This is a genomic window from Brevundimonas vancanneytii (genome assembly GCF_901421975.1).
Taxonomy (GTDB): Bacteria; Pseudomonadota; Alphaproteobacteria; order Caulobacterales; family Caulobacteraceae; genus Brevundimonas; species Brevundimonas diminuta.
The window spans coordinates 2,898,320-2,921,648 of the sequence record NZ_LR588407.1; the positions used below are offsets into that span (position 1 = coordinate 2,898,320).

Sequence of the window (23,329 nt, forward strand, 5' to 3'; positions counted from 1 at the left end):
GGGGCGAAAGCTCGGATGGCCCAGCGTGCAGGGAATCCGCTTTCGCCTGGGCGTGGCCATGGCCATCGCCCTGCTGCCGATCCTGCTGCTGGCCATGATCCAGACCGAGGCGGGCTTCCGCCGCCAGGCCGCCGAACAGCGCATCGATCTGCAACTGGCCGCCGACCGCAGCGCCGCCCACGCCAAGAACAACATCGACAGCGCCGTGGTGCTGTTGCAGGCCCTGGCCCCCGAAGGCGTCGGCTTCTATTGCGAACCGCGGCTGACGACCCTGGTCGAACGGATGGACAGCATCGCCGCCCTGGCCCGTTTCAGCGCCACTGGCGAGCCGGTCTGCGCCTCCCGCTCCAATCCGCCGCCCTCCGGCGCCGAGGTGCGCGAGCGGTCCTGGTATCAGCGGCTGAGGCGCGGCGAGAACGTCGTCATGGAGTGGACCGCCGGGAAGCCGAACGCCCTGTTGGTCGCGGTCCGCTCCGAACGGCCCATGGGCGCCTTCCAGGGCGCCATGACCGCCATTCTGCCGCTGGCTGCGCTGCAGCCGGACATTCGCGATCCCGCCCTGCCCCTGGGGGCCCAGGCGGCGGTGATCGACGCGTCCGGACGAGTGCTGACCACGACCGACGCCGAATCCTTCCAGCTCAACGATCCCCAGGCCATCGTCGCCTGGGCCGCTGAGGCCCAACGCGGCGACACCACCCTGTTCGAGGCGAAGGACGCGCGCGGCCGCCGCCACGTCTATGCGGGGGCGCCGCTGTCGGGGCGCGACGTCTTCGTCCTGCTGTCGGCGCCCGCGCCGGGCCTGCTGTCCTGGGCGCGGCTGAACCCCTTCGGCACCCTGCTGCTGCCGCTGGCGGCCTGGCTGGCGACCTTCGCCGCCGTCATGCTGTTGTCGGAGCGGATCGTCGTGCGCTGGCTGATCTATCTGGAGCGGGTGGCCGCCATCTATGCGCGCGGCCGCTTTTCGGTCCGCCCCGTCCAGGCCGAACACGCCCCGGCCGAAATCCGCGTCCTGGCCCGCACCCTCGGCGCCCTGGGCGACAACATCACCCGACGCGACAAGGCCCTGCTGGAGGCCCTGGACGAGAAGGACGCGCTGATGCGCGAAATCCACCACCGGGTGAAGAACAACCTGCAGATCATCTCATCCCTGCTGTCGATGCAGCAGCGGGCGGTGACAGACCCCAGCGCCCGCGCGGCCCTGGGCGACACCCGCCAGAGGATCGCCGCCCTGGCCCTGATCTACCGCATTCTCTACCAGAGCGAGCACGTCCGCGAAGCCGACTCCGAGACCTTCCTGCGCGAACTGGTCGGCCAGCTGATCGCCGGAGAAGCGATGCGCGGCCCTCTGGTGACCACGACGATCCAAGCCGATCCCCTGGTCATCGACCCCGACAAGCTGGCGCCCCTGGCCCTGTGGGTGGTGGAGGCCGTCTCCAACGCCCAGAAGCACGCCTTCGCCGAGCGCGGCGGCGACCTTCAGGTCCGCTTCCGGGTCCAGGGCGACACCAGCGTGCTGGAGGTGCAGGACGACGGCCCCGGCGTCGCCGACGCCGCCGGGGCGGGGGTGGGCCGCACCCTGATGATCGCCTTCGCCAAACAGCTGCGCGGCGAGGCTGAGATCGTCCCCGCGCCCGACGGGGGCTCGATCGCCCGCCTGACTTTCGTCACGCCCGAAGCCCACGGATCGGCCCATGTGCGCGAGGTCGCCGCCTTCCGGGTCAGTGGAACCCGACCTTGAGCGTGGCGTTCAGAAAACCTGAGGGCTTCCGTCCCGACCGTCCCATGCCTCAGGAGCATTCCATGCGCAAAATCATCATCCTGGCCGTCGCCGCCGCGGCCCTGACCACCGCCGCCTGCAACACCATTCAAGGCGTCGGCAAGGACACCCAGGCCGCCGGCCAGGCCGTCGAAGGCGCCGCCCGCGACGCCAAGAACTGATCCCCTTCCGATCAGGAGACTGCGCCTGGACCCCGCCGAGAGCATCGCTCGGCGGGGTTTTATTTTTCACTGGCGCGACCTTGGCGGCTCATTTAGCGTCGCCGCGCCCCATGAAGGGGCCAGGACTTTGAAAAGAAGATGCGCGTCGGCTGCCCCCGAGAAATCAAGACCAACGAACATCGCGTCGGCCTGACGCCCGCCGCCGTACGCGAATACGTCGCCCACGGCCACGCCGTCGTCATGGAGACGAGCGCAGGTCTCGGCGCGGGCTTCTCCGACGCCGACTACGTCAAGGCGGGCGCCCGCATCGCGCCCGACGCCCGCACCGTCTTCGCCGGCAGCGACATGATCGTGAAGGTCAAGGAGCTGCAGCCGACCGAGTTCTCCCTGCTGAACGACGGCCACATCCTCTTCACCTATCTGCACCTGGCGCCCGATCCCGAACAGACCAAGGCCCTGCTGGCCTCCGGCTGCGCCGCCGTCGCCTATGAGACGGTGACCGACAAGAACGGCGGCCTGCCGCTGCTGGCGCCCATGTCCGAGGTGGCGGGGCGCATCGCCGTCTTTTCGGCGGCCGAGACCCTGCTCAAGCACAAGGGCGGCATGGGACTGCTGTTCTGCGGCGTGCCGGGCGTCGCGCCGGCGCGCGTGCTGGTGCTGGGCGGCGGGGTCGTGGGGCTGAACGCCGCGCGCATGGCCATGGGTCTGGGCGCCGAGGTGGTGGTGCTGGAACGCTCCATTCCCCGGATGCGCCAGATCGACGAAGTGACCGGCGGCCGGGTCATCACCCGCTATTCCTCGCTGCACGCCATCGAAGATGAACTGCCCAAGGCCGATGTGGTGATCGGCGCCGTCCTGACGCCGGGGGCGGAGGCGCCGACCCTGGTGCGGCGCGACCAGCTGGCGTCGATGAAGAAGGGCAGCGTCCTGATCGACGTCGCCATCGACCAGGGCGGCTGTTTCGAGACCTCGCGCCCGACCACCCACGACCAGCCGACCTATGTGGTCGACGACGTGATCCACTACTGCGTCGGCAATATGCCCGGCGCCGTGCCCCGCACCAGTTCGGAAGCCCTGAACAACGCCACCCTGCCCTTCGGCCTGGCCCTGGCCGACCGGGGGCTGGAGGCCCTGCGCGCCGACCCGCACCTGGCCAAGGGGCTGAACGTGCTGAAGGGCGAGATCACCCACCCAGCCGTGGCCCAGGCCCTTGGGATGGAATGGCGCGACCCCTTCGGCGTCTGGGCGCGCAGCTGAAATCCCACCCGTGAATTTCGGCCGCCTGTAATTCGCCGCGCTTCTGGGCCATAAGGCGCCCATGAAGTTCCTCGATCAGGCCAAGATCTATATTCGCTCCGGCAACGGCGGCGCGGGCTCCGTCTCGTTCCGTCGCGAAAAATTCATTCCCAACGGCGGTCCCGACGGCGGCGACGGCGGCAAGGGCGGCGACGTCTGGGTCGAGTCGGCCGACGGGCTGAACACCCTGATCGACTTCCGCTATCAGCAGCATTTCAAGGCCGCGACCGGCAACCACGGCCAGGGCCGCCAGATGCACGGAGCCAAGGGCGAGGACGTGGTCCTGCGCGTGCCCGTCGGCACCCAGGTGCTGGACGAGGACAAGGAGACCGTGCTCGTCGATCTGGACGAACCGGGCATGAAGGTGAAGCTGCTGTCCGGCGGCAACGGCGGCTGGGGCAACACCCGCTTCAAGGGGCCGGTCAACCAGGCGCCGCGCCACGCCAACCCCGGCCAGGAAGGCCAGGAGCGCTGGATCTGGCTGCGGCTGAAGCTGATCGCCGACATCGGCCTGGCGGGCCTGCCCAATGCGGGCAAGTCGACCTTCCTGTCCGCCGTCTCGGCGGCGCGGCCCAAGGTGGCGGACTATCCCTTCACCACCCTGACGCCCAACCTGGGCATGGTGGACCTGAGCCCGTCGGAACGCTTCGTCATCGCCGACATCCCCGGCCTGATCGAAGGCGCCAGCGAGGGCGCAGGTCTGGGCACCCGCTTCCTGGGCCACGTCGAGCGATCGGCCAGCCTGATCCACCTGATCGACGGCACGCAGGACGACGTGGTCGAGGCCTATCGCATCATCCGCGGCGAGCTGGAGGCCTATGGCGAGGGCCTAGCCGACAAGGTCGAGATCCTGGCGCTGAACAAGATCGACGCCCTGACGCCCGAGGCCCGCGAGGAGAAGGCGGCGGAGCTGGAGGCGGTCGCCGGTCGTCGGCCCTATCTGGTGTCCGGCGTCTCGGGCGAGGGCGTGACCGAGCTGCTGCGCGCCGCCTGGGCCGAGGTGAAGAAGACCCGCGGCGAGGTCTCGGACGAGGGCGAACACGTCATCCCCGAAACGCCGGGCGGCTGGCAGCCCTAATCCGTCACATGGCCGGATGACGGGGGCGTCGCCGCCCCCTATGTTCGCGCCATGACCGACGCGCCCGCCGAAATCCCCGCCCGCCCCCTCACGCAAGACGGGCCGCCTCTGCGGCTGTGGATGATCGACGCCTCGGCCTACATCTTCCGCGCCTATCACGCCCTGCCGCCGCTGACCCGCAAGTCGGACGGCCTGCCTGTGGGGGCTGTGCAGGGCTACTGCAACATGCTGTGGAAGCTGCTGAAGGACATGAAGGGCGAGGACGGGCCGACGCACCTGGTCGCCGTCTTCGACCATTCGGAGAAGACCTTCCGCAACGATCTCTATGACCAGTACAAGGCCCACCGCCCCCCGGCGCCCGAGGATCTGGTGCCGCAGTTTCCGCTGGTGCGCGAGGCGACCAAGGCCTTCGGCGTCCACTGCGTCGAGATGGCCGGATATGAAGCCGACGACCTGATCGCCACCTATGCCTGTCAGGCGCGCGACGCGGGCGGCGAGGCGGTGATCGTCAGCTCCGACAAGGATCTGATGCAGCTGATCGGCGACGGCGTGGTCATGTACGATCCCATGAAGGACCGGCGCCTGGAAGAAGAGGCCGTATTCGAGAAGTTCGGCGTCACGCCGGACAAGGTGGTCGAGGTTCAGGCCCTGATCGGCGACAGCGTCGACAACGTCCCCGGCGCCCCCGGCATCGGCCCCAAGACGGCGGCCCAGCTGATCCACGAATACGGCGACCTCGACACGCTTCTGGCGCGCGCCAGCGAGATCAAACAGCCCAAACGCCGCGAGACCCTGATCAACTTCGCCGACCAGATCCGCCTGTCGCGCGAACTGGTGAAGCTGACCTGCGACGCGCCGATCCCTGAACCGATCGACGACTTCCTGATCCGCGATCCGGACCCTGAAACCCTGTCGGCCTTCCTGGAGACGATGGAGTTCAAATCGCTGGCCCGCCGCGTCGGCGACGGCAAGGCGCCGCAGAAGGAAGGCTCGGCCTTCACCCGCCAGCCGAGCGCGCCCGTCGCCACCCCGCGCTACGGCCAGACCGAGGTCGCCGCGCCGACAGAGACCCATGCGATCGATCGGGATCGCTATGAATGCGTGCAGACGCTGGAAGACCTCGACCGCTGGATCGCGCGGGCCAGGGCGGCGGGCGTGGTCGGCTTCGACACCGAGACCGACGCCCTGTCCTCGACCCACGCCGGGCTGTGCGGCGTGTCGCTGGCGGTCGGGCCGAACGAGGCTTGCTACATCCCCCTGACGCATGAGCATGAGCCGACCGGCGACGGCGGGCTGGACTTCGGCGACGGCGGCGACGCGCGCCCGCCCCTGCAACAGATCGACAAGCCGACGGCCCTGGCTCGACTGAAAGACCTGCTGGAAGACCCATCGGTGCTGAAGGTCGGCCAGAACATCAAATACGACCTCGCCGTCATGGCCCGGCGCGGCGTTCGCGTCGCCCCGATCGACGATGTGATGCTGATCTCCTACGTCCTCGAAGGCGGTCTGCACGGCCACGGCATGGACGAGCTGGCGCGGCTGCACCTCGGCCACGAGCCGATCCCGTTCAAGAGCGTGGCCGGGACCGGCAAGAGCCAGAAGAGCTTCAAACACGTCGAGCTGAAATCGGCCGTCTGCTACGCCGCCGAGGACGCGGACGTGACCCTGCGCCTGCATCGCCTGCTGAAGCCGCGCCTGGCGGCCGAGGGCCTGTCGAATGTCTATGAGACGCTGGAGCGCGGCATGCCCGCCGTCCTGGCCGACATGGAGCGGGCCGGGGTGCGGGTCGACCCGGACCGGCTGCGCTCGCTGTCCTCGACCTTCGGCCAGCGCATGGCCGAGCTGGAGGAAGAGGCGCACAAGCTGGCCGGCCGCCCGTTCAACGTCGGCAGCCCCCGCCAGATCGGCGAGATCCTGTTCGGCGAAATGAACCTGCCCGGCGGCAAGAAGACCGCCAGCGGCCAATGGGGCACCGACGCCAGCGTGCTGGAGGATCTGGCCCAGAGCCATCCCCTGCCCCGCACCATTCTGGACTGGCGCCAGCTGTCCAAGCTGAAGGGCACCTATACCGACGCCCTGGTGGCGGCGATGGACCCGCAGACGAACCGGGTCCACACCTCCTATCAACTGGCGGCGGCGACCACCGGCCGCCTGGCCTCGTCCGACCCCAACCTGCAGAACATCCCGATCCGCACCGAGACTGGCCGCCAGATCCGCCAGGCCTTCATCGCCTCGCCGGGCCATGTGCTGATCAGCGCAGACTACAGCCAGATCGAGCTGCGCCTGCTGGCCCACATCGGCGACATTCCCGAGCTGAAGCGCGCCTTCAAGAGCGGCCTCGACATTCACGCGGCGACCGCATCCGAGATGTTCGGCGTCCCGGTCGAAGGCATGCCCAGCGAGACGCGCCGCCGGGCCAAGGCCATCAACTTCGGCATCATCTACGGCATCAGCGCCTTCGGCCTGGCCGCCCAGCTGGGCATCGATCAGGGCGAGGCCGGGGCCTACATCAAGACCTATTTCGAGCGCTTCCCCGGCATCCGCGACTACATGGACAGGACCAAGGCGCTGGTGAAGGAGCAAGGCTTCGTCACCACCGTCTTCGGGCGGCGCATCCACATCCCGGCCATCCACTCCAAGTCCGGCGCCGAGCGCCAGTTCGGCGAGCGCGCGGCCATCAACGCCCCGATCCAGGGCGCCGCCGCCGACATCATCCGCCGCGCCATGATCCGCATGCCGGGCGCCCTGGCCGAGGCCGGGCTTCAGACCCGCATGCTGCTGCAGGTCCACGACGAACTGGTGTTCGAGGCCCCCGAAGCCGAGGCCGAGCGCGCCGTCGCCGTCATCCGCCGCATCATGGAAGGCGCCGCCCTGCCCGCTGTGGACCTGAGCGTGCCGCTGGACGTCGAAGCCAAGGCCGCCGGCAACTGGGACGACGCGCACTAAATCCGCTTATCTTTGAATAGGGACGAGATATGAGCCTGGACCCCGAAATCCGCGACAATGAAGAGGCCAAGCGTTACGAGCTGGAGGTCGACGGCGAGACCGCCGTGGTCATCTACAACCCCGTCGCGGGCGGCCGGCTGATCACAGAGACCATCGTGCCGGTCCCGCTGGAAGGACGCGGCATCGCCAGCCGCATGGCCAAGCACGTGCTGGCCGATCTGAAGGCGAAAGAGCTGCTGATCCTGCCGACCTGCCCCTTCTTCTCCGGCTATCTGAAGAAGCACCCGGAATACGCCGATCAGGTGCATCCGACCTATCGGGCCATGCTGGGCCTGTAGGGCATCGCTTCAAGCCCCGCCGCCTGCTAGGGCGGGGCGATGAAGTCTTCAGACATCGACGTCCTGATCGTCGGCGCCGGCGCGGCCGGCATGATGTGCGCCATCGAGGCGGGCAAGCGCGGCCGCCGCGTGCGCGTGATCGACCACGCCCGCGCCCCCGGCGAGAAGATCCGCATCTCGGGCGGCGGGCGTTGCAACTTCACCAATCTGGGGACCGGCGGCGCCAACTTCCTGGGCGAGAATCCGCGCTTCGCCCTGTCGGCCCTGCGGCGTTTCACCCAGCACGACTTCATCAAGATGGTGGATCGCCATGGCGTCGCCTGGCACGAGAAAACGCTCGGCCAGCTGTTCTGCGACGACAGCGCCAAGCAGATCATCCGTATGCTGACGGACGAGATGAGGGCGGCGGGCGTCAGCCTGTCGCTGGGCGTGGGCGTCAAGGCGGTGGAGCGCGCGGGCGAGCGGTTTCAGGTCGATCTGGACGACGGATCGCGCGTGACGGCGGCCTCGCTGGTCGTCGCCACCGGCGGCAAGTCCATTCCCAAGATGGGGGCCACCGGCTGGGGCTATGAGATCGCGCGGCGCTTCGGCCTGCGCGTCACCGACACCCGGCCCGCGCTGGTTCCCCTGACGTTCGAGCCGGGGCTGCTGGAACAGTTGAAGCCTCTGGCGGGCGTGTCGGTCGACGCCGTGGTGCGGCACAAGGCGCCCAAGGATGCAGGCGCGGGCCGCTCGGGCAAGGAAATTGTCTTCCGTGAAGGCCTGCTGTTCACCCATCGCGGCCTGTCGGGGCCGTCGATCCTGCAGATCAGCTCCTACTGGCGCGAGGGCGAGGCGATCACCGTCGATCTGGCCCCCGACCGCGACGCGGCGGCTGAAATTCTGGCCGCCAAGACTGAGAACGGTAAGCAGGCCGTGCACACGGCTGTCGGCCGCGTCGTGCCGCGCCGTCTGGCCGAGGCCCTGTGCGCGCGCGAAAACCTGTCGGGCAAGCTGGCCGAGGTCGGCGACAAGAAGCTGCGCGCCCTGGCCGAGGGGATCAACGCCTGGACGGTCAAGCCGGTCGGCTCCGAAGGCTATCGAACGGCCGAGGTGACGTTGGGCGGGGTCGACACCGCCGCCCTTGATCAACAGACGATGGAGGCCAAGGCGATCCCCGGTCTGTTCTTCATCGGCGAGGTCGCGGACGTCACCGGCTGGCTGGGCGGCTACAACTTCCAGTGGGCCTGGTCGTCGGGCTGGGCGGCGGGCCAGCACTGCTGACGGTGTGAAAACAAAGCCTGCGGCGACGCGGCGCGTTGTCGCGCAGGCGGGCGATCCCTACCTCTTCTGCTCTAGCGGGACGGGCCCCTCTGGCGGCGCTTCGGCGGCGTGATGTCGGACCGCATTCAACGACGAAAGAGGATGTCATGCCCCTGCTGATGTGCCCGAACGACAATGCGCCCATGCAGACGCTGGACCGCCACGGCGTCCAGTTCGACATGTGCCCGACCTGCCGCGGGGTCTGGCTGGATCGCGGCGAGTTGGAGAAGCTGATGGCCGCCGCCGGCGATGAAGGGCGCGCCGCCGCCCCTGCCTACGCCCCGTCCCCGCAACAGGCCCAGCCGCAGCCCCAACAACCCTGGGGAAGCCAGCCGACCTATCGCGAGCCGCCGCGTCCTCGCGACGACCGCTATGACCACGACCGTCGCCGCGACGACGACTACCACTACCGCAAGAAGAAGAAGCGGCTGGACATCTTCGACATCTTCGACTGACGCCGAAGAGCGGTCAGGCCGCCAGGCCGACCGCCTGCATCAAGGGCCGCAAGGTCAGCACCGCCTGCGGCTCCGCCCCCAGGGCGGCGCGGGTGTCCGGCGCGCGTAGCAGACGCAAGGCCTCGGCCCGCGCGCGCTCCGCGACCGGGCCGGTCGGGCCGGTCTCCGCCGCCGCCAGCCGCAGCAGGGCCGCCAGCTTCTGAGGGATCGGCGCCGGCGCGCGGGCGATCTGCGTCGTCAGCCGCGCATCGGCCTCGACCGCGCCGCCGACCAGGCCCAGAGCGTCGACGACAGCCTGGGTCTCGCGCTCGGGCAGACCCGAGTTGCGCACCGACCGCTGCAGCGCGACCAGCGACAGCAGACGCTGCCCCGGCGGCGCGGCTTCGGTCGTCAGGCGGCCGCGCAACTCGGTCTCGAAGCGCAGGGAGGCGACGCAGGCGTCCAGCCAGCGCGCCGCCGCCCGCTTGTTGGCGCCGCCGGTGACGTTCTCGCACAGGCGGGTCAGGCGCTCGGCCTCGGCCAGGACAGACGTGCAGTCGGCGACATAGGCGGCGACGAAATCGGCGGCGACCAGGCTGCGCGAGCGCTCGATGAAAGCGGTCTGCACCTCTTCCAGCGTCAGCAGCCGCCCCGCCGTGGCCGTCAGGGCGGTGGCCAGGGCGCGCAGAATGTCGATCTCGCCTACGGCGTCGCCGGGCCGCAGGCGGCGCTGGCTCATCAGCTCGCGCAGCACCATCCGCGCCAGGGCCGCCGCCAGCAGGGGGAACTCGCCCGCCGCCAACCGCTCGCCCAGTCGCGCGGGCGGGCCTTCCACCGGCGGCACCAGCAGGGTCAGGCGCGGGTCATGGGCGAGGATGGCCCCCACCTCGCGCGGAGCGACCATGCGCACGGCCGCCGCCAGGCTGGAGCCCTGATCCAGACCGGGGCCGAGAATCTGCGCCAGGCCCGCGCGCGATCCCAGAAGCTCGCACAGGATCTGCTCGACCGCGACGAACACCAGGGCGCGCGGCGGCCCCTCGATCGGCGCCCGATCGCAGATGTCCATCAGCCGCTCCAGCCGCGCCCGCGCCCCCGTCAGGCCGCGCAGCGATCCGGCCACCGCCCCGCCCATGAGAAAGGCCCGGTCCGCGGCGCCGGTCAGGCTGCGCGCCAGATCAGCGACGGATCGCGTCTCCAGATCGGCGAACGTCCGGCTGCGGCCCGCCTTCAACAGCCGCTCGATCGCCTGTTCGGCCAGGCGCTGATAGTGGCGCATCAGTTCGTGCACCGATTGGCCGGGAACGGCCTGGGCCTCAGGCACGGCGACCTTCTGGATGGCGTGCTGCAGCTCCACGCCCGACGCTTCCAGCCGTTCGGCCAGATCCGGCCGGTGCAGCAGCTCGAAGGCCGTCGCGCCCTGGCGACCCAGCCAGTCTTCCAGGATGCGGCCGATGGTCTCGCGCGCATGGGGGGCGTAGAGATCCTGCACGCCGCTACAGGCAGGGCCGCGCGGTTCGACCGGCGCCGGGCGCTTGCGCTTCAGTTCCGGCGCCCCTCGCGTCAGGACGACGACGCTGGCGAACTCCATGGTCTCAGGGTCCATCGTCTCCTTGGTGACGCGCACGGCCACGGCCTGACGGTCGCGCATCAGATCCTCGGCCGTCTCCATGGCGCGGCGGCGGTCCTCCATCGCCTGCGACAGGGACCAGTCGTCCGGCGGCGTGCGGCGGATGTAGATTTCGTAGTGAACGGGACCAGCCATGGCGCCTTCGTGGACAGCAAGACGGCTATTCTGACTTTCCAGGCTTTAAGGCGAGGTTTCGTCTTTTCCTCACACGGGTTGAAAGGCAGAGTCGCGCAAACCATTTTGCGGTGGCCGTAAAGTCACCGCGAATGCATAGAACGGTTACGCTTGCCGTGCGTTACCGGATACGGCGGCCGATCACGCGATCGCCCCGCCCGCACTAAGGAGAAGCCCTTGGCTAACATCACCCTGGTCGACGACGACGAGAACATCGTGGCCTCCGTCTCACTGGCGCTGGAAAGCCACGGCCATACGGTGACCGCCTATCACGACGGCGCCTCGGGCCTGGAAGCGCTGGAGACCACCCCGCCGGACCTGGCCATCCTGGACGTGAAGATGCCCCGCATGGACGGCATGGAAGTGCTGCGCCGCCTGCGCCAGACCTCCAGCATTCCGGTCATCATGCTGACGTCCAAGGACGAGGAGATCGACGAGATCCTCGGCTTCAACCTCGGCGCCGACGACTATATCCACAAACCCTTCAGCCAGCGCCTGCTGATCGAGCGGGTGAAGGCCCTGCTGCGCCGCGCAGGCGTGGAAGGTCTGGACCCCGTCGACCCTGCCGCCGTCGAAGCCGGCAAGGCGATCAAGCGCGGCAAGCTGTCGATGGACCCGGCGCGCCACGAATCGACCTGGGACGGCAAGCCGGTGAAGCTGACCGTCACCGAGTTCCTGCTGCTGCAGGCCCTGGCCCAGCGCCCCGGCTTCGTGAAGAGCCGCGACAATCTGATGGACGCCGCCTATGACGATCAGGTCTATGTCGACGACCGCACCATCGACAGCCATGTGAAACGGATGCGAAAGAAGTTCCGCATGGTCGACCCTGAGTTCGACGCTATCGAGACCCTGTATGGCGTCGGATACCGCTACCGCGAGAGCTGAACCTGAAGACGCCCCGGCGCGGCGCCGATTCCGCTTCGGCGGCTCGCGTCTGGGCGGCTTCATTCTGGCCCTCAATCTTCTCAGCCTGCTGATTCTGTTCGGCGGCGCCCTGCTGCTCAACGAGTGGCGGCGCGGTCTGATCGAGGCGCGCCAGGAATCGCTCGGCGTCCAGGCCGAACTGCTGGCCAACGTCCTGGGCGAACTGGGCATCACCCAGGGCGACCCCTATCCCATGCTGGACGATCGCGCGGCCGCCCTGTGGCTGCGCGACAACTTCATCCCGGCAGGCCAGCGCGCCCGCCTGTTCGACATGGACGGCATCGAGGTGTCGGACTCCTTCCGGGTCAGCGACACTATTCCCGGCGCCCCTCTGCCCCCGGCCAACCCGGCAGGCACGGCCCTGGCGCCGTCCGAGCCGTCGCCGCGCGAGACCGCGCGCCTGGCCCGCGCCGATGCGGAACTGTCGGCCGAGGTCGAGCGCGCCCTGCAGGGCACGCCTCAGGCCGCCATCCGCCGCAACGAAGAGGGCGAGCGCGTCGTCTCCGTCTCCCTGCCCGTGCGCCATGTGCAACAAGTGCTGGGCGTGCTGACCCTGGAAGCCGGCGACGTCAACGCCACCCTGGACGCGCAACGCCGCGCCCTGATGCCCTTCGCCCTGGTGGCGTTGGCGGTGAACCTGCTGGCGTCGCTGGTGCTGCACCTGTTCGTGGCGCGGCCGGTGATGCGGCTGTCGGCGGCGGCGGATCAGGTGCGCCTGCAGCGCGCCCGCGCCATCTCCCTGCCCGACCTCGAGGATCGTCGCGACGAGATCGGCGATCTGGCCCGCGCGCTTGAATCCATGACCGACACCCTGTCGACGCGCATGGACGCCATCGAGCGGTTCGCCGCCGACGTCAGCCACGAGATCAAGAACCCCCTGACCTCGATCCGGTCGGCGCTGGAGACCCTGCCCCTGGTCAAGACCGATGAGCAGAGGGCCCGCCTGACCAATCTGCTGCAGCAGGACGTGCGGCGGCTGGATCGTCTGATCACCGACATCTCCAACGCCTCGCGCCTGGACGCCGAACTGTCGCGCGACCGCCCGCGCGCCATCGATCTGAAGGAGCTGCTGGGCGACATCATCGGCGTCTATGAGGCCGGTCAGAAGCCGGGCGAGCCCCCGGTGCTCTTCGTCTCGACCGCCGACAGCGCCCGCGTCATCGGCCGCGACATTCCTCTGGGGCAGGTGTTCCGCAACTTGATCGACAACGCCCGCTCCTTCAGCCCGCCCGACGGCGAAGTGCGGGTGAGCCTGGAACGCGACGACAGCCAGCCCGACCTGCCCCTGCGCGTCCGCGTCGAGGACGACGGCCCCGGCATCCCGGCCGACAACCTGGAGACGGTGTTCGAGCGCTTCTACACCTCGCGGCCCAAGGGCACGGCCTTCGGCGCCAACTCGGGCCTGGGCCTGGCCATCGTGCGCCAGATCATCGACGCCCACGGCGGGCATGTCCACGCCGAGAACCGCACCGGCCCGGACGGCGCCGTGGTCGGCGCCCGCTTCGAGGTGCGGTTGCCGGCGACGGGCAAGCGCCCGTGACAACGTCCCGCCAGCCCCTGCACGCCACCGTCGCCGCGCTCCGGCACCGCGGCGCCTGGCGCGGCGTATTGATCCAGGGACGATCCGGCGCGGGCAAGAGCGACCTGGCCCTGCGGCTGATGCAGAACGACTGGCGGCTGGTCGGCGATGACTGGGTCGAGGTTTTCGCCTGCAAGGGGGCCCTCTACGCCGTCGCGCCCGCGACCATCGCCGGACGGATGGAGGTTCGCGGCCTGGGCGTCGTCAGCCGGCCTTTCCTGCCCCTGACGCGGATCGCCCTGTCGCTGCATCTAACCCATGAACCGGTCGAGCGGATGCCCGAAGCGGACCAGGACGTGATCGACGGAATCGCTATTCCGCGCCTGGTTCTGGACCCGCGTCCGGCCTCGGCGCCCCTGGTCGTGGCGGCGGCGATGGCGCTCGTCGCAAAGCGTCCGCTAGGGCGCGACGACGGCGCCCTTTGATCCGCGCCGCGATTGCCCTATGAAACGAGGCTTGTCGCTCGTCGAGGCGAGCTGGGGATGTCTTTGGTGAAGCCTATATGATCGGGCTGGTGATCGTCACCCACGGGGGCCTGGCCTCCGAATTCCTGTCGGCGATGGAGCACGTGGTGGGGCCGCAGCGCGGCGTCGCCGCCATCTGCATCGGCCCTGAAGACGACATGGAGCGGCGCCGCCGCGACATCGTCGACGCCGCCGCCGCCGTCGATGAAGGCGAGGGCGTCATCCTGCTGACCGACATGTTCGGCGGCACGCCGTCCAACCTGGCCATCTCGGTGATGGAGCAGACCGGCGCCGAGGTCATCGCCGGGTTGAACCTGCCCATGCTGATCAAGCTGGCCAGCGTGCGCGGCCGCGAGACGCTGGAGGCCTGCGTGGCTCACGCTCAGGATGCGGGCCGCAAATACATCTCCGTGGCGTCGTGGGTGCTGGCGGGCGAGAAATGAGCAACGTCGCCCCTTCCGCCCAGGCGGTGCTGAACATCTGCAACCAGCGCGGCCTGCACGCCCGCGCCTCGGCCAAGTTCGTCAAGCTGGCCTCGGAATTCGAATCCGAGATCCAGGTGACGCGCGACGGCGTGACCGTGGACGCCCGCTCGATCATGGGTCTGCTGATGCTGGGCGCCGGGATCGGCTGCGGCGTCGAGGTGAAGGCCGAGGGGCCGGACGCCGCCGAGGCCGTCGCCGCCCTTACCGATCTTGTGGCGCGTCGCTTCGACGAGGATCAATAGCCGTCAGGTCGGGCGGCGTGCGGACCACGCCGGCGCATTCGCCCTCCAGCGGCACCCGCACCCCTTCGCCGGAACGATCGGTCCGGTCGCGGAACAGGGCCGCGCGCGCCAGGATGATCAGCGTCACCGGCGTCGTCACCGTGAAGAAGACCGCCACCAGCAGCTCGACCGGCATGAACCGCCCCTCGGCCGCGGTGAAATAGACCACCGATCCGCCCAGGATCAGGAACATGCCCAGCGTCGCCCCCAGCGTCGGGGCGTGAACCCGCTCGTAGAAGGTCTTGAGCCGCACCAAGCCTAATGCGCCGATGAAGGTCAGGCCGGAACCGGCCAACACCAGCCCCGCCGCCAGCAGCGCCGCCCAGGCCGGGACGTTTGCGGGAAAGCCGCTCATTCGATCACCTCGCCGCGCATCAGGAATTTGGCCAGGGCGACCGAGGAGGTGAAGCCCAGCATGCCGATGATCACCGCCGCATAGAAATACAGATGGCTGCCCGTCCGCACCCCGAAGGCGACGATCAGCAGCATCCCCGCTTGATAAAGGGTGTCCAGGCCCAGGATGCGGTCCTGGGCGCGCGGCCCCTTGGCGATGCGCCAGACGCCGATCAGGGCCGCACCGGCCAGGAACAGCTGCGCCAGAACCAGCGCCCAGTAGAAGACGGCGCCGCTCATTCGAAGATCTCCATCAGGCGGCGCTCATAGCGGTTCTTAATGCGGTCCTCCCAGTCGTCGCCCTCCCGCAGGTCGAGGATGTGCAGCAGGAGCACGCCCGTCGCGTCCTCATACTCGACCCAGATGGTGCCCGGCGTGCTGGTGATGATCACCGCCAGCACCGCCAGGCCGTAGCGGTCGCGCATCTCCAGCGGAATATGGACGAAACCCGAGACGCGGCGGTCGCGCGAGGCGTTCAGCCCCAGCACGACCAGGGCGACCTCCCAGTTCGACCGGATGATGTCGCGCATCACCACCACGGCGAAGCTCAGCAGGGTCAGCGGCTTTCTGACGCGAACCGGCTCGACCTCCAGAGCGCGCATGATGTGAGGCGCGGCCAGGGCCATCAGCAGGGCCAGGGCCAGGGACGGCGGCGCGGCCGATCCGCTGAGCAACAGCGAGGCCCCGAACAGGGCCAGCGACAGAATGGGATGCGGCAGGACCGCCCGGATCATGAGCCGCCTCCCAGCACTGCGCGGACATAGGCGTCCGGCCGCACCAGCCAGTCGGCCGTGTGGTCGGCATAGGCGAAGCCAGCCTCGCCGAAGATCGCCAGGAAGATGCAGGCCGCCAGCAGGCCCGCGATGGCCACGCCCTCTGCGGCGCCGACCACGACCGCCGGCTCGGCGTCGTCGTCCCGCGCCCACAGGGCCGCCATGCCCAGGCGGGTCAGCCCGATCAGGGCGCCCAGCGACGCCAGGGACAAGGCCGCGATCACCGTGTAGCCCGCCCAGCCGCCGACGCCCGACAGGGCGTCCATCATCGCCAGCTTGCCGATGAAGCCCGCCAGCGGCGGCAGGCCCGCGATCATCAGGGTCGAGATCAGGAAGGCGCCGCCCAGGGCCGCCACGGCCGCCGGGATGACGAGACCGGGCTCGTTGCGCTCTTCGTCGTCAAAGGGGTCGATATATTCATCCTCGAACACGGCGCGGCCCGAACGCGCGCCGGGATCCTGGCCCCGGTTCAGCACCTCGGCCAGCATGAACAGGGCGCCGCAGGCCAGGGTCGAGCCGACCAGGTAGAAGACCGCTCCGCCCAGGACGTCGGCGTTGCCGATGCCGACGGCCGCCAGCACCGTGCCCGACGAGACGATGACGGCGTAGGCGGCGGCGATCGACAGGTCGCGCGCGGCGATCATCCCGGCCGTGCCGAAGCCGATGGTCGCCAGCCCGCCCAGCAGAATCCACAACTGACCGAACCCGGCCGAGGCGCCGCTGTCCGGCGCGAACAGCAGGAAGCTGAGGCGGATGATCACATAGGCGCCGACCTTGGACAGGATGGCGAAGACGGCCGCCGCCGGGGCGCTGGCCGCCGAATAGGTGGTGGTCAGCCAGAAGCCCAGCGGCCACATGGCGCATTTGGTCAGGAAGGCCACGCCCAGGACGGCCGCCCCGACGTGGAACAGGCCCCGGTCCGCCTCGGCGATCTGGGGGATGCGCACGGCCAGATCGGCCATATTGAGGGTGCCGGTCACGCCGTAGATCAGGCTGACCCCGATCAGGAACAGCATGGAGGCCGTCAGGTTGACGGCGATATAGGCCAGGCCCGCCCGGATGCGCGCCTCGCCCGACCCATGCAGCGCCAGGCCATAGGAGGCCGCCAGCATGATCTCGAAGAAGACGAAGAGATTGAACAGGTCGCCCGTCAGGAAGGCCCCGTTGACCCCCATGACCAGCAACAGGAACAGGGCGTGGAAACGCGGCCCCGCTCGGTCCCAGCGCGCCAGGGCGAAGATCATGGAGCAGGCGCCCAGGACGCTGGTCAGGGCCACCATCAGGGTCGACAGACGGTCCGCCACCAGGACGACGCCGAACGGCGCCGGCCAGTCGCCCAGTTGATAGACGCGGGCGGTGTCGCCCCCGCCCGTCGCCCCGGTCGCGCTCTCGTGCAGCAGGGCCAGGGCCATGGCCAGGATGGCCGCCATGGCGAACAGGCTGAGGCCGCCCTTCAGCAGACGGCGGCGCTCGTCGAACAGCAGCATGGCCGCAGCGATGACCATGGGCAGGACGATCGGCCCGATGATCAGATGTTCCTGCCAGTCGGTCATTCGGGCGCCTCCTGGCCGTCGACATGGTCGCTGCCGGTCTCGCCGCGCGAGGCCAGCAGCACCACCAGGAACAGGGCCGTCAGGGCGAAGCTGATGACGATGGCCGTCAGCACCAGGGCCTGGGGCGTCGGATCGGCGTAGAGGGCCGGGTCTTCCGCGCCCTTGCTGGTGATCGGCGGCGCGGCCGAACGCAGCCGCCCCATGGAGAAGATGAACAGGTTGACCGCATAGGAGACCAGCGACAGGCCGATGATGACCTGGAAGGTGCGCGGGCGCAGCATCAGCCACACGCCCGAACCGGTCAGGACGCCGATGGCCAGGGCTAGGACGATCTGGGTCATTGCGCCCCTCCCTTCTGCTCGGCCTCGGCTTCCGCTTCGGCCTCGGCTTCCTCGATGCGCGCGCGGCGCAGCGACTGGTGAGCCAGGGCGACCAGCACCAGCACCGTGGCGCCGACCACCAGCACCACCACGCCCAGGTCGAACAGGACGGCGCTGGCCAGCGGCACGCGGCCCAGCAGCGGCAGATCGGCGTACTGGAAATAGGTCGTCAGGAAGGGCTGATCGAAGATCCAGCCCACCGCCCCGCTGAGCGCGGCCAGCAGCAGGCCGACGCCGATCCAGATGATCGGGCGGATCTCCAGCCGCTCCTCCACCCAGCGGGCGCCGGACGACATGTATTGCAGGATGAAGGCGATCGACAGCGCCACCCCCGCCGCGAAGCCGCCGCCGGGCAGGTCATGCCCGCGCAAGAACAGGTGCACGGCCAGCAGGATGATGAAGGGGAACAGCCAGCGCATCACCACGCCGGGGATCATCATGGTGTCGCTGAGGGTGTCGCCCTCCGTGCGGCCTTCGCGGGCGCGATCCGAGGCGTCCTGCACCCGCTTCTGCATCGGCTGGGACAGGCTGTCGCTGGCCGGGCGGAAACGACGCAACAGGGCCAGCACCGTCAGGCCGACGACGCCCAGGACGGTGATCTCGCCGAAGGTGTCGAAGGCGCGGAAGTCAACCAGGATGACGTTGACGACGTTGCGGCCGCCCGCCTCCTCATAGGCCTTCTCGACGAAGAAGCGCGACACCCCTTCGACCGGCGGGCGCACCATGACCGCCCAGGCGATCAGGGCCACGCCGGCCCCGGCGCAGACGGCGATCCCACGGTCCAGACGACGGCGCCAGCGGGCGCGGCGCTGCTCAGACTCGGGCACATGGATCTCGGCCAGCCGCTTGGGCAGCCAGCGCAGGCCCAGCAGCAGCAGCACCGTCGTCACCACCTCGACCACCAGCTGGGTCAGGGCCAGATCGGGCGCCGACAGCCAGACGAACGTCAGACAGCTGGCCAGGCCGGCCCCGCCCATCAGGATGACGGCGGCCAGGCGGTGATATTTGGCCTGCCAGGCGGCGGCCAGGGCGCAGGCCCCGCCCGCCAGCCACAGGGCGGCGAAGGCCAGGTTGTGCGCTTGGGGAACGCGGAACTCGGGCCAGGTCAGGACGAAGCCGCCCGCCGCCGCAACGACCGCCGACAGCAGGGCCGTCAGCAGGATCAGGCGCAGTTGCGGCTGCAGGCGCTGCGCGCCCAGCCAGCGCACGATCCACTGCGACAGGTCCATCAGGATGACCTGGGACCGCTCGAACAGATAGCCGCCGTTGAGCCGCTTCATGCCCCAGGGGCCGCCGCGCGGATTGGCGTTCAGCGCCTTGCCGAACACGGCGTAGAGGCCGATCCCGCCCGCCATGGCGATGACGCTGAGCAGCAGCGGCAAGTTGAAGCCGTGCCAAAGGGCCAGGCTGTAATAGGGCAGATCGAAGCCCAGCATGGTCACGGCGGCGCTGCGCAGGAAGGGACCGACGGTGACGGCGGGAAAGACGCCGACCAGCAGACACAGGGCCACCAGCACCTCGATCGGACGCCGCATCCAGCCCGGCGGCTCGTGCGGGACGCGATCCAGCTCGGTCGGCGGCGGGCCGAAGAAGGTCGTATGGATGAAGCGCAGCGAATAGAGGACGCTGAAGGCGCTCGCCAGGGTCGCCAGCACCGGCAGGGCCTGGTTCAGCGCCGAGGTCTGAGTGCTGGCCAGGGCCTCGGCCAGGAACATCTCCTTGGACAGGAAGCCGTTCAGCAGGGGCACGCCCGCCATGGCGGCGGCGGCGACCATGGCCAGGGTGGCGGTGATCGGCATGAAGCGGATCAGGCCGCTGAGCTTGCGCATGTCGCGCGAGCCGGCCTCGTGGTCGATGATGCCCGCCGCCATGAACAGCGAGGCCTTGAAGGTGGCGTGGTTGATGGTGTGGAAGATGGCGGCGATGGCGCCCAGGTCCGATCCCAGGCCCAGCAGCAGACAGATCAGGCCCAAGTGGCTGATGGTCGAATAGGCCAGCAGGCCCTTCAGGTCGTGCTGGAAGATGGCGCACCAGGCGCCCACCAGCAGGGTCGTCAGCCCCAGGCCGCCGACCACGAAATACCACATCTCGGTCTCGCCGAAGACGGGCCAGAACCGCATCAGCAGGAAGACGCCCGCCTTCACCATGGTCGCCGAGTGCAGATAGGCGCTGACCGGCGTCGGCGCCGCCATGGCGCGCGGCAGCCAGATGTGGAACGGGAACTGGGCGCTCTTGGTCAGGGCGCCGATCAGGATCAGACCCAGGGCGACCGGGTACATCGGGCTGGCCAGGATGACGTCGCGCGCGCCGATGACGGCGTCCAGCTCATAGCTGCCGACGATGCGCCCGATCAGGATCATGCCGACCAGCAGGGCGACCCCGCCGGTCGCGGTGATGGTCAGAGCCATGCGCGCGCCCTCGCGCGCCGAGGCGTTCTGGTGCCAGTAGCCGATCAGCAGGAAGGAGAAGAGGCTGGTCAGCTCCCAGAAGACGACCAGCTGGATCAGATTGCCCGACAGCACCACGCCCTGCATGGCGCCCATGAAGGCCAGCAGGAAGGAGAAGAAGCGCGGCACCGGATCCTTCGGCGACATGTAGTAGCGCGCATACAGGACCACGAGCGCGCCGATCCCCAAGATCAGGGCGCTGAACAGCCAGGACAGGCCGTCCAGGCGAATGGTCAGATTGACCCCCAGCGACGGCAACCAGGCCAGGGTCAGCTTCAGCACCTCCCCGTCCTGGAACCTAGGCCAGAGCACCGCCAGACAGCCGACGCTGATCAGGGCGATGATCCATGACAGGACGGCCGCAGAGGTCCGTGCGTGACGCGGCAGACCCGAGGCGATCATGGCCCCGATGAAGGGCAGGAGCAGGATGACGAGCAGGAGGAAGCTGGCGGGCACGGGCGTGTCGATCATCTCCGAAAGATTTTGGGACGGCGTCCGAAAGGCTGCGGATCGCTCCTCATCGTTCTGCCAGAGTTTTTCCTAAGGGAAATGACGCGCTTGCGTCAAAGCGACGAGTTGGCGCGATTGTGACCGTAGCAGGAGCGATTAGGACCCAAAAAGACTAAGATTGATTCTGATAATCGTTCGCATTAAAGCGAGCCCAGTTTCAACCGGGGTTTCGCCGATGCGCTCGCTACTCATGATTTCCGTCGGGCTGACCGCCCTCGCCGCCGCCGCTCCCGCCATCGCCGCGCCCGCCGTCGAGGACTATGCGATCGATCTGAACGAGCCCGTGCGCGTGGCGCCGGTCACCGTCGTCGGCACCCGCACCGAGCGCCGCGTCGACGAGGTGCCCGCCAGCGTCAGCGTCATCGCCGCCGAGGCGATCGAGACGAACCTCGTCACCGACATCAAGGATCTGATCCGGTTCGAGCCGGGCGTCAGCGTCCCGACCAGCCCCGCCCGCTTCTCGGCCGCCCTGTCCGGCACCGGACGCGACGGCAATTCGGGCTTCACCATCCGCGGCATGGGCGGCAACCGCGTGCTGATCGTTCAGGACGGCGTGCGCGTGCCGGACGGCTTCGCCTTCGGCGCCCAGTCGGTGGGTCGCGGCGGCTATAACGACCTGGATCTGGTCAAATCGGTCGAGATTCTGCGCGGTCCGGCCTCGGCCCTCTATGGGTCGGACGGCATCGCCGGCGCCGTCAGCTTCACCTCGAAAGACCCGTCCGACTTCATCGAGGCGGGCCGCAACTTCGGCGCCCGTGCGCGCGTCGGCTACAACTCCGCTGACGAGGGCTGGACCGAGGGCCTGGCCCTGGCCGGGCGCAGCGGCGCCTTCTCGGGCCTGCTGGCCTACACCCGCCGTGACGCTCAGGAGACCGAGAACATGGCCGAGACGGGCGGCGTGGGCGCGGCCCGCACCCAGCCCAACCCCCAGGGCTTCGCCTCCAACGCCGTGCTGGCCAAGCTGGTCTGGGACGTGAACGATCATCACACCCTGCGCCTGACCTACGACCACTTCGATCAGGAGATGGATGGCGAGGCGCTGAGCAGCTACTCGGCCACTGTCGTCGGCCTGACCGCTCATGACGAGACCCAGCGTGATCGCGTCAGCCTCGACTGGCGTTTCGATGATGTTCTGGGTCTCGATTCCGGCTCTGTGGCCGCCTTCTGGCAGGATTCGACCACGCGCCAGTTCACCTATGAAGACCGCACGCCTGCGGTCGACCGCTCCCGTGACGTGACGTTCGACAACGCCGTCTGGGGCCTGGCGGCGCAGGGGTCCAAAAGCTTCGGCGGCGAGGCCGTCCGCCACCGGATCACCTTCGGCGCGGACTGGTCGCGCACGACCCAGGAAGGCGTCCGCGACGGCACGGTCCCGCCGATGGGCGAGCCCTTCCCCGCTCGCCCCTTCCCCAAGACCGAGTTCGACCTGGCGGGCCTGTTCATTCAGGACGAGATCGACCTGCTGGGCGGCCGCCTCAGCATCATCCCGGCCCTTCGCTACGACTGGTATGAGCTGACGCCCAAGAAGGACGCCCTCTTCCCCGCCGCCGCCGAGAAGCAGAGCGACAGCCGCCTGTCGCCCAAGATCGGCGCCATCTACTGGGCCGACGATCACTTCGGCGTCTTCGCCAACTACGCCCAGGGCTTCAAGGCGCCCTCCCCGATGCAGGTGAATAACTTCTTCGCCAACCCGGTGTTCGGCTATGAATCCATCCCCAACCCGGACCTGAAGCCCGAGACCAGCGAGAGCATCGAAGGCGGCTTCCGCTTCCGTAACCTGGACCTCTTCGGCGGGAGCCTGTCGCTGCAGACGACGGCCTTCCGCACGGAATACGACGACTTCATCAACCAGGTGGTGGTGCGCGGCACGGGCCGTCCCGGCGTCGATCCGCTGATCTATCAGTACGTCAACCTGACCACGGTGAAGATCTGGGGTCTGGAAGCGCGCGGCGACATTCATTGGGACAACGGCTTCTCGACCATCGTCGCCGCCTCTTTCGCCGACGGCGAACAGGAGACGGAGGGCGAGCGCGGCGCCCTGACCAGCGTCGATCCGATCAAGCTGGTCGGCGGCCTGAACTACGCCGCGCCTTCGGGCGTCTGGGGCGGGAGCGCCACCGTCACCTGGTCGGACAAGAAGTCGCACCACGAGTGCGGCGGCGGCCTGTGCTGGCCGGGCGAGCGCTTCACCCTGCTGGACGTCACCGCCTATTGGAACGTGGCCGAGCGGGCCACCCTGCGCGCCGGCGTCTTCAACGTCTTCGACGAGAAATACGCCTGGTGGAGCGACGTGCGCGGCCTGAACCGACCCGCCGTCGGCGCCAGCCCCGGAACCCTGGACGCCTTCACCCAGCCGGGACGCAACGTCGGCGTTTCGCTGAGCGTGCGCCTGTGACGGACTTGAAAT

21 protein-coding genes are annotated in these 23,329 nt (G+C 69.0%); 14 read left to right on the forward strand and 7 right to left on the reverse strand.

Going from position 1 to position 23,329, the window contains the following annotated elements; translation table 11 throughout:
- Positions 1–58 precede the first annotated feature (58 nt).
- The 8 genes from phyK to FGL25_RS14415 all read left to right on the forward strand — a co-directional run bounded on the left by phyK (position 59) and on the right by FGL25_RS14415 (position 9,353).
- Positions 59–1,738: a sensor histidine kinase PhyK gene (phyK, locus tag FGL25_RS14380; RefSeq protein ID WP_233126840.1), complete on the forward strand. Its 1,680-nt coding sequence runs from the start codon at positions 59–61 to the stop codon at positions 1,736–1,738.
- Positions 1,739–1,800: 62 nt separating this feature from the next.
- Positions 1,801–1,938 carry an entericidin A/B family lipoprotein gene (locus FGL25_RS14385; RefSeq protein WP_025976938.1) on the forward strand — a complete coding sequence of 46 codons (138 nt, stop codon included), beginning with the start codon at positions 1,801–1,803 and terminating at the stop codon, positions 1,936–1,938.
- A gap of 138 nt (positions 1,939–2,076) precedes the next feature.
- Positions 2,077–3,195: an alanine dehydrogenase gene (gene ald, locus FGL25_RS14390; RefSeq protein WP_128719318.1), complete on the forward strand. Its 1,119-nt coding sequence runs from the start codon at positions 2,077–2,079 to the stop codon at positions 3,193–3,195.
- Between the two features lie 61 nt (positions 3,196–3,256).
- Positions 3,257–4,312, forward strand: a complete 1,056-nt coding sequence (gene obgE, locus FGL25_RS14395) for a GTPase ObgE (RefSeq protein WP_003164204.1) — start codon at positions 3,257–3,259, stop codon at positions 4,310–4,312.
- Positions 4,313–4,363: 51 nt separating this feature from the next.
- On the forward strand, positions 4,364–7,258 hold the full coding sequence (polA, locus tag FGL25_RS14400) for a DNA polymerase I (RefSeq protein ID WP_138142077.1): 2,895 nt from the start codon (positions 4,364–4,366) through the stop codon (positions 7,256–7,258).
- 29 nt (positions 7,259–7,287) lie between these two features.
- Positions 7,288–7,596, forward strand: a complete 309-nt coding sequence (locus FGL25_RS14405; RefSeq protein ID WP_003164207.1) for a GNAT family N-acetyltransferase — start codon at positions 7,288–7,290, stop codon at positions 7,594–7,596.
- Positions 7,597–7,635: 39 nt separating this feature from the next.
- Positions 7,636–8,859, forward strand: a complete 1,224-nt coding sequence (locus FGL25_RS14410; RefSeq protein WP_138142078.1) for an NAD(P)/FAD-dependent oxidoreductase — start codon at positions 7,636–7,638, stop codon at positions 8,857–8,859.
- A 146-nt stretch (positions 8,860–9,005) separates the two neighbouring features.
- A complete protein-coding gene (locus FGL25_RS14415; protein ID WP_138142079.1) occupies positions 9,006–9,353 on the forward strand; it encodes a TFIIB-type zinc ribbon-containing protein in 348 nt (115 codons plus the stop codon).
- Between the two features lie 13 nt (positions 9,354–9,366).
- Here FGL25_RS14415 and FGL25_RS14420 read toward each other — a convergent pair whose 3' ends face one another.
- Positions 9,367–11,094, reverse strand: a complete 1,728-nt coding sequence (locus FGL25_RS14420) for a hypothetical protein (RefSeq protein WP_138142080.1) — start codon at positions 11,092–11,094, stop codon at positions 9,367–9,369.
- Positions 11,095–11,310: 216 nt separating this feature from the next.
- Between FGL25_RS14420 and FGL25_RS14425 the strand changes: the two genes are divergently transcribed.
- From FGL25_RS14425 to FGL25_RS14445, 5 genes are all read left to right on the forward strand, one after another.
- Positions 11,311–12,018, forward strand: a complete 708-nt coding sequence (locus FGL25_RS14425) for a response regulator transcription factor (protein WP_003164209.1) — start codon at positions 11,311–11,313, stop codon at positions 12,016–12,018.
- Positions 11,987–13,597 (forward strand): ATP-binding protein, encoded by a 1,611-nt coding sequence (locus FGL25_RS14430; protein ID WP_138142081.1) that lies wholly within the window; start codon positions 11,987–11,989, stop codon positions 13,595–13,597. Before FGL25_RS14425 ends, FGL25_RS14430 begins: the two co-directional genes overlap by 32 nt.
- Positions 13,594–14,061: an HPr kinase/phosphorylase gene (locus FGL25_RS14435; RefSeq protein ID WP_138142082.1), complete on the forward strand. Its 468-nt coding sequence runs from the start codon at positions 13,594–13,596 to the stop codon at positions 14,059–14,061. The genes FGL25_RS14430 and FGL25_RS14435 overlap by 4 nt, the downstream gene beginning before the upstream one ends.
- Before the next feature lie 77 nt (positions 14,062–14,138).
- Positions 14,139–14,543 carry a PTS sugar transporter subunit IIA gene (locus FGL25_RS14440; protein WP_003164212.1) on the forward strand — a complete coding sequence of 135 codons (405 nt, stop codon included), beginning with the start codon at positions 14,139–14,141 and terminating at the stop codon, positions 14,541–14,543.
- Complete coding sequence (locus FGL25_RS14445; protein ID WP_138142083.1) at positions 14,540–14,827, forward strand: HPr family phosphocarrier protein; 288 nt, start codon at positions 14,540–14,542, stop codon at positions 14,825–14,827. Before FGL25_RS14440 ends, FGL25_RS14445 begins: the two co-directional genes overlap by 4 nt.
- Here FGL25_RS14445 and mnhG read toward each other — a convergent pair.
- From mnhG to FGL25_RS14475, 6 genes are read right to left on the reverse strand one after another with little or no spacing between them, the layout of a single operon-like run.
- A complete protein-coding gene (gene mnhG / locus FGL25_RS14450) occupies positions 14,787–15,221 on the reverse strand; it encodes a monovalent cation/H(+) antiporter subunit G (protein WP_088410957.1) in 435 nt (144 codons plus the stop codon). The two genes, FGL25_RS14445 and mnhG, sit on opposite strands and share 41 nt — an antisense overlap.
- Positions 15,218–15,499, reverse strand: coding sequence for a K+/H+ antiporter subunit F (locus tag FGL25_RS14455; protein WP_003164215.1), 282 nt, complete (start codon positions 15,497–15,499; stop codon positions 15,218–15,220). Before FGL25_RS14455 ends, mnhG begins: the two co-directional genes overlap by 4 nt.
- Positions 15,496–15,993, reverse strand: coding sequence for a Na+/H+ antiporter subunit E (locus tag FGL25_RS14460; protein ID WP_138142084.1), 498 nt, complete (start codon positions 15,991–15,993; stop codon positions 15,496–15,498). Before FGL25_RS14460 ends, FGL25_RS14455 begins: the two co-directional genes overlap by 4 nt.
- Positions 15,990–17,585 carry a monovalent cation/H+ antiporter subunit D gene (locus tag FGL25_RS14465; RefSeq protein ID WP_003164217.1) on the reverse strand — a complete coding sequence of 532 codons (1,596 nt, stop codon included), beginning with the start codon at positions 17,583–17,585 and terminating at the stop codon, positions 15,990–15,992. Before FGL25_RS14465 ends, FGL25_RS14460 begins: the two co-directional genes overlap by 4 nt.
- The gene (locus tag FGL25_RS14470; protein WP_003164218.1) at positions 17,582–17,926 is read right to left on the reverse strand and encodes a Na+/H+ antiporter subunit C; all 345 of its coding nucleotides are present in this window, start codon (positions 17,924–17,926) and stop codon (positions 17,582–17,584) included. Before FGL25_RS14470 ends, FGL25_RS14465 begins: the two co-directional genes overlap by 4 nt.
- Positions 17,923–20,883 carry a monovalent cation/H+ antiporter subunit A gene (locus FGL25_RS14475; RefSeq protein ID WP_138142085.1) on the reverse strand — a complete coding sequence of 987 codons (2,961 nt, stop codon included), beginning with the start codon at positions 20,881–20,883 and terminating at the stop codon, positions 17,923–17,925. Before FGL25_RS14475 ends, FGL25_RS14470 begins: the two co-directional genes overlap by 4 nt.
- Positions 20,884–21,097: 214 nt before the next feature.
- Here FGL25_RS14475 and FGL25_RS14480 point away from each other — a divergent pair, with 214 nt between their 5' ends.
- Positions 21,098–23,317, forward strand: coding sequence for a TonB-dependent hemoglobin/transferrin/lactoferrin family receptor (locus FGL25_RS14480; RefSeq protein WP_138142086.1), 2,220 nt, complete (start codon positions 21,098–21,100; stop codon positions 23,315–23,317).
- Positions 23,318–23,329: the final 12 nt, after the last annotated feature.

Bases quoted from the DNA above. Each gene is read 5' to 3' on its own strand.
- phyK (WP_233126840.1), top strand. From the start codon at position 59: ATGGCCATCGCCCTGCTGCCGATCCTGCTGCTGGCCATGATCCAGACC.
- FGL25_RS14385 (WP_025976938.1), top strand. From the start codon at position 1,801: ATGCGCAAAATCATCATCCTGGCCGTCGCCGCCGCGGCCCTGACCACC.
- ald (WP_128719318.1), top strand. From the start codon at position 2,077: ATGCGCGTCGGCTGCCCCCGAGAAATCAAGACCAACGAACATCGCGTC.
- obgE (WP_003164204.1), top strand. From the start codon at position 3,257: ATGAAGTTCCTCGATCAGGCCAAGATCTATATTCGCTCCGGCAACGGC.
- polA (WP_138142077.1), top strand. From the start codon at position 4,364: ATGACCGACGCGCCCGCCGAAATCCCCGCCCGCCCCCTCACGCAAGAC.
- FGL25_RS14405 (WP_003164207.1), top strand. From the start codon at position 7,288: ATGAGCCTGGACCCCGAAATCCGCGACAATGAAGAGGCCAAGCGTTAC.
- FGL25_RS14410 (WP_138142078.1), top strand. From the start codon at position 7,636: ATGAAGTCTTCAGACATCGACGTCCTGATCGTCGGCGCCGGCGCGGCC.
- FGL25_RS14415 (WP_138142079.1), top strand. From the start codon at position 9,006: ATGCCCCTGCTGATGTGCCCGAACGACAATGCGCCCATGCAGACGCTG.
- FGL25_RS14420 (WP_138142080.1), bottom strand. From the start codon at position 11,094: ATGGCTGGTCCCGTTCACTACGAAATCTACATCCGCCGCACGCCGCCG.
- FGL25_RS14430 (WP_138142081.1), top strand. From the start codon at position 11,987: ATGGCGTCGGATACCGCTACCGCGAGAGCTGAACCTGAAGACGCCCCG.
- FGL25_RS14440 (WP_003164212.1), top strand. From the start codon at position 14,139: ATGATCGGGCTGGTGATCGTCACCCACGGGGGCCTGGCCTCCGAATTC.
- FGL25_RS14445 (WP_138142083.1), top strand. From the start codon at position 14,540: ATGAGCAACGTCGCCCCTTCCGCCCAGGCGGTGCTGAACATCTGCAAC.
- mnhG (WP_088410957.1), bottom strand. From the start codon at position 15,221: ATGAGCGGCTTTCCCGCAAACGTCCCGGCCTGGGCGGCGCTGCTGGCG.
- FGL25_RS14455 (WP_003164215.1), bottom strand. From the start codon at position 15,499: ATGAGCGGCGCCGTCTTCTACTGGGCGCTGGTTCTGGCGCAGCTGTTC.
- FGL25_RS14460 (WP_138142084.1), bottom strand. From the start codon at position 15,993: ATGATCCGGGCGGTCCTGCCGCATCCCATTCTGTCGCTGGCCCTGTTC.
- FGL25_RS14465 (WP_003164217.1), bottom strand. From the start codon at position 17,585: ATGACCGACTGGCAGGAACATCTGATCATCGGGCCGATCGTCCTGCCC.
- FGL25_RS14470 (WP_003164218.1), bottom strand. From the start codon at position 17,926: ATGACCCAGATCGTCCTAGCCCTGGCCATCGGCGTCCTGACCGGTTCG.
- FGL25_RS14475 (WP_138142085.1), bottom strand. From the start codon at position 20,883: ATGATCGACACGCCCGTGCCCGCCAGCTTCCTCCTGCTCGTCATCCTG.
- FGL25_RS14480 (WP_138142086.1), top strand. From the start codon at position 21,098: ATGCGCTCGCTACTCATGATTTCCGTCGGGCTGACCGCCCTCGCCGCC.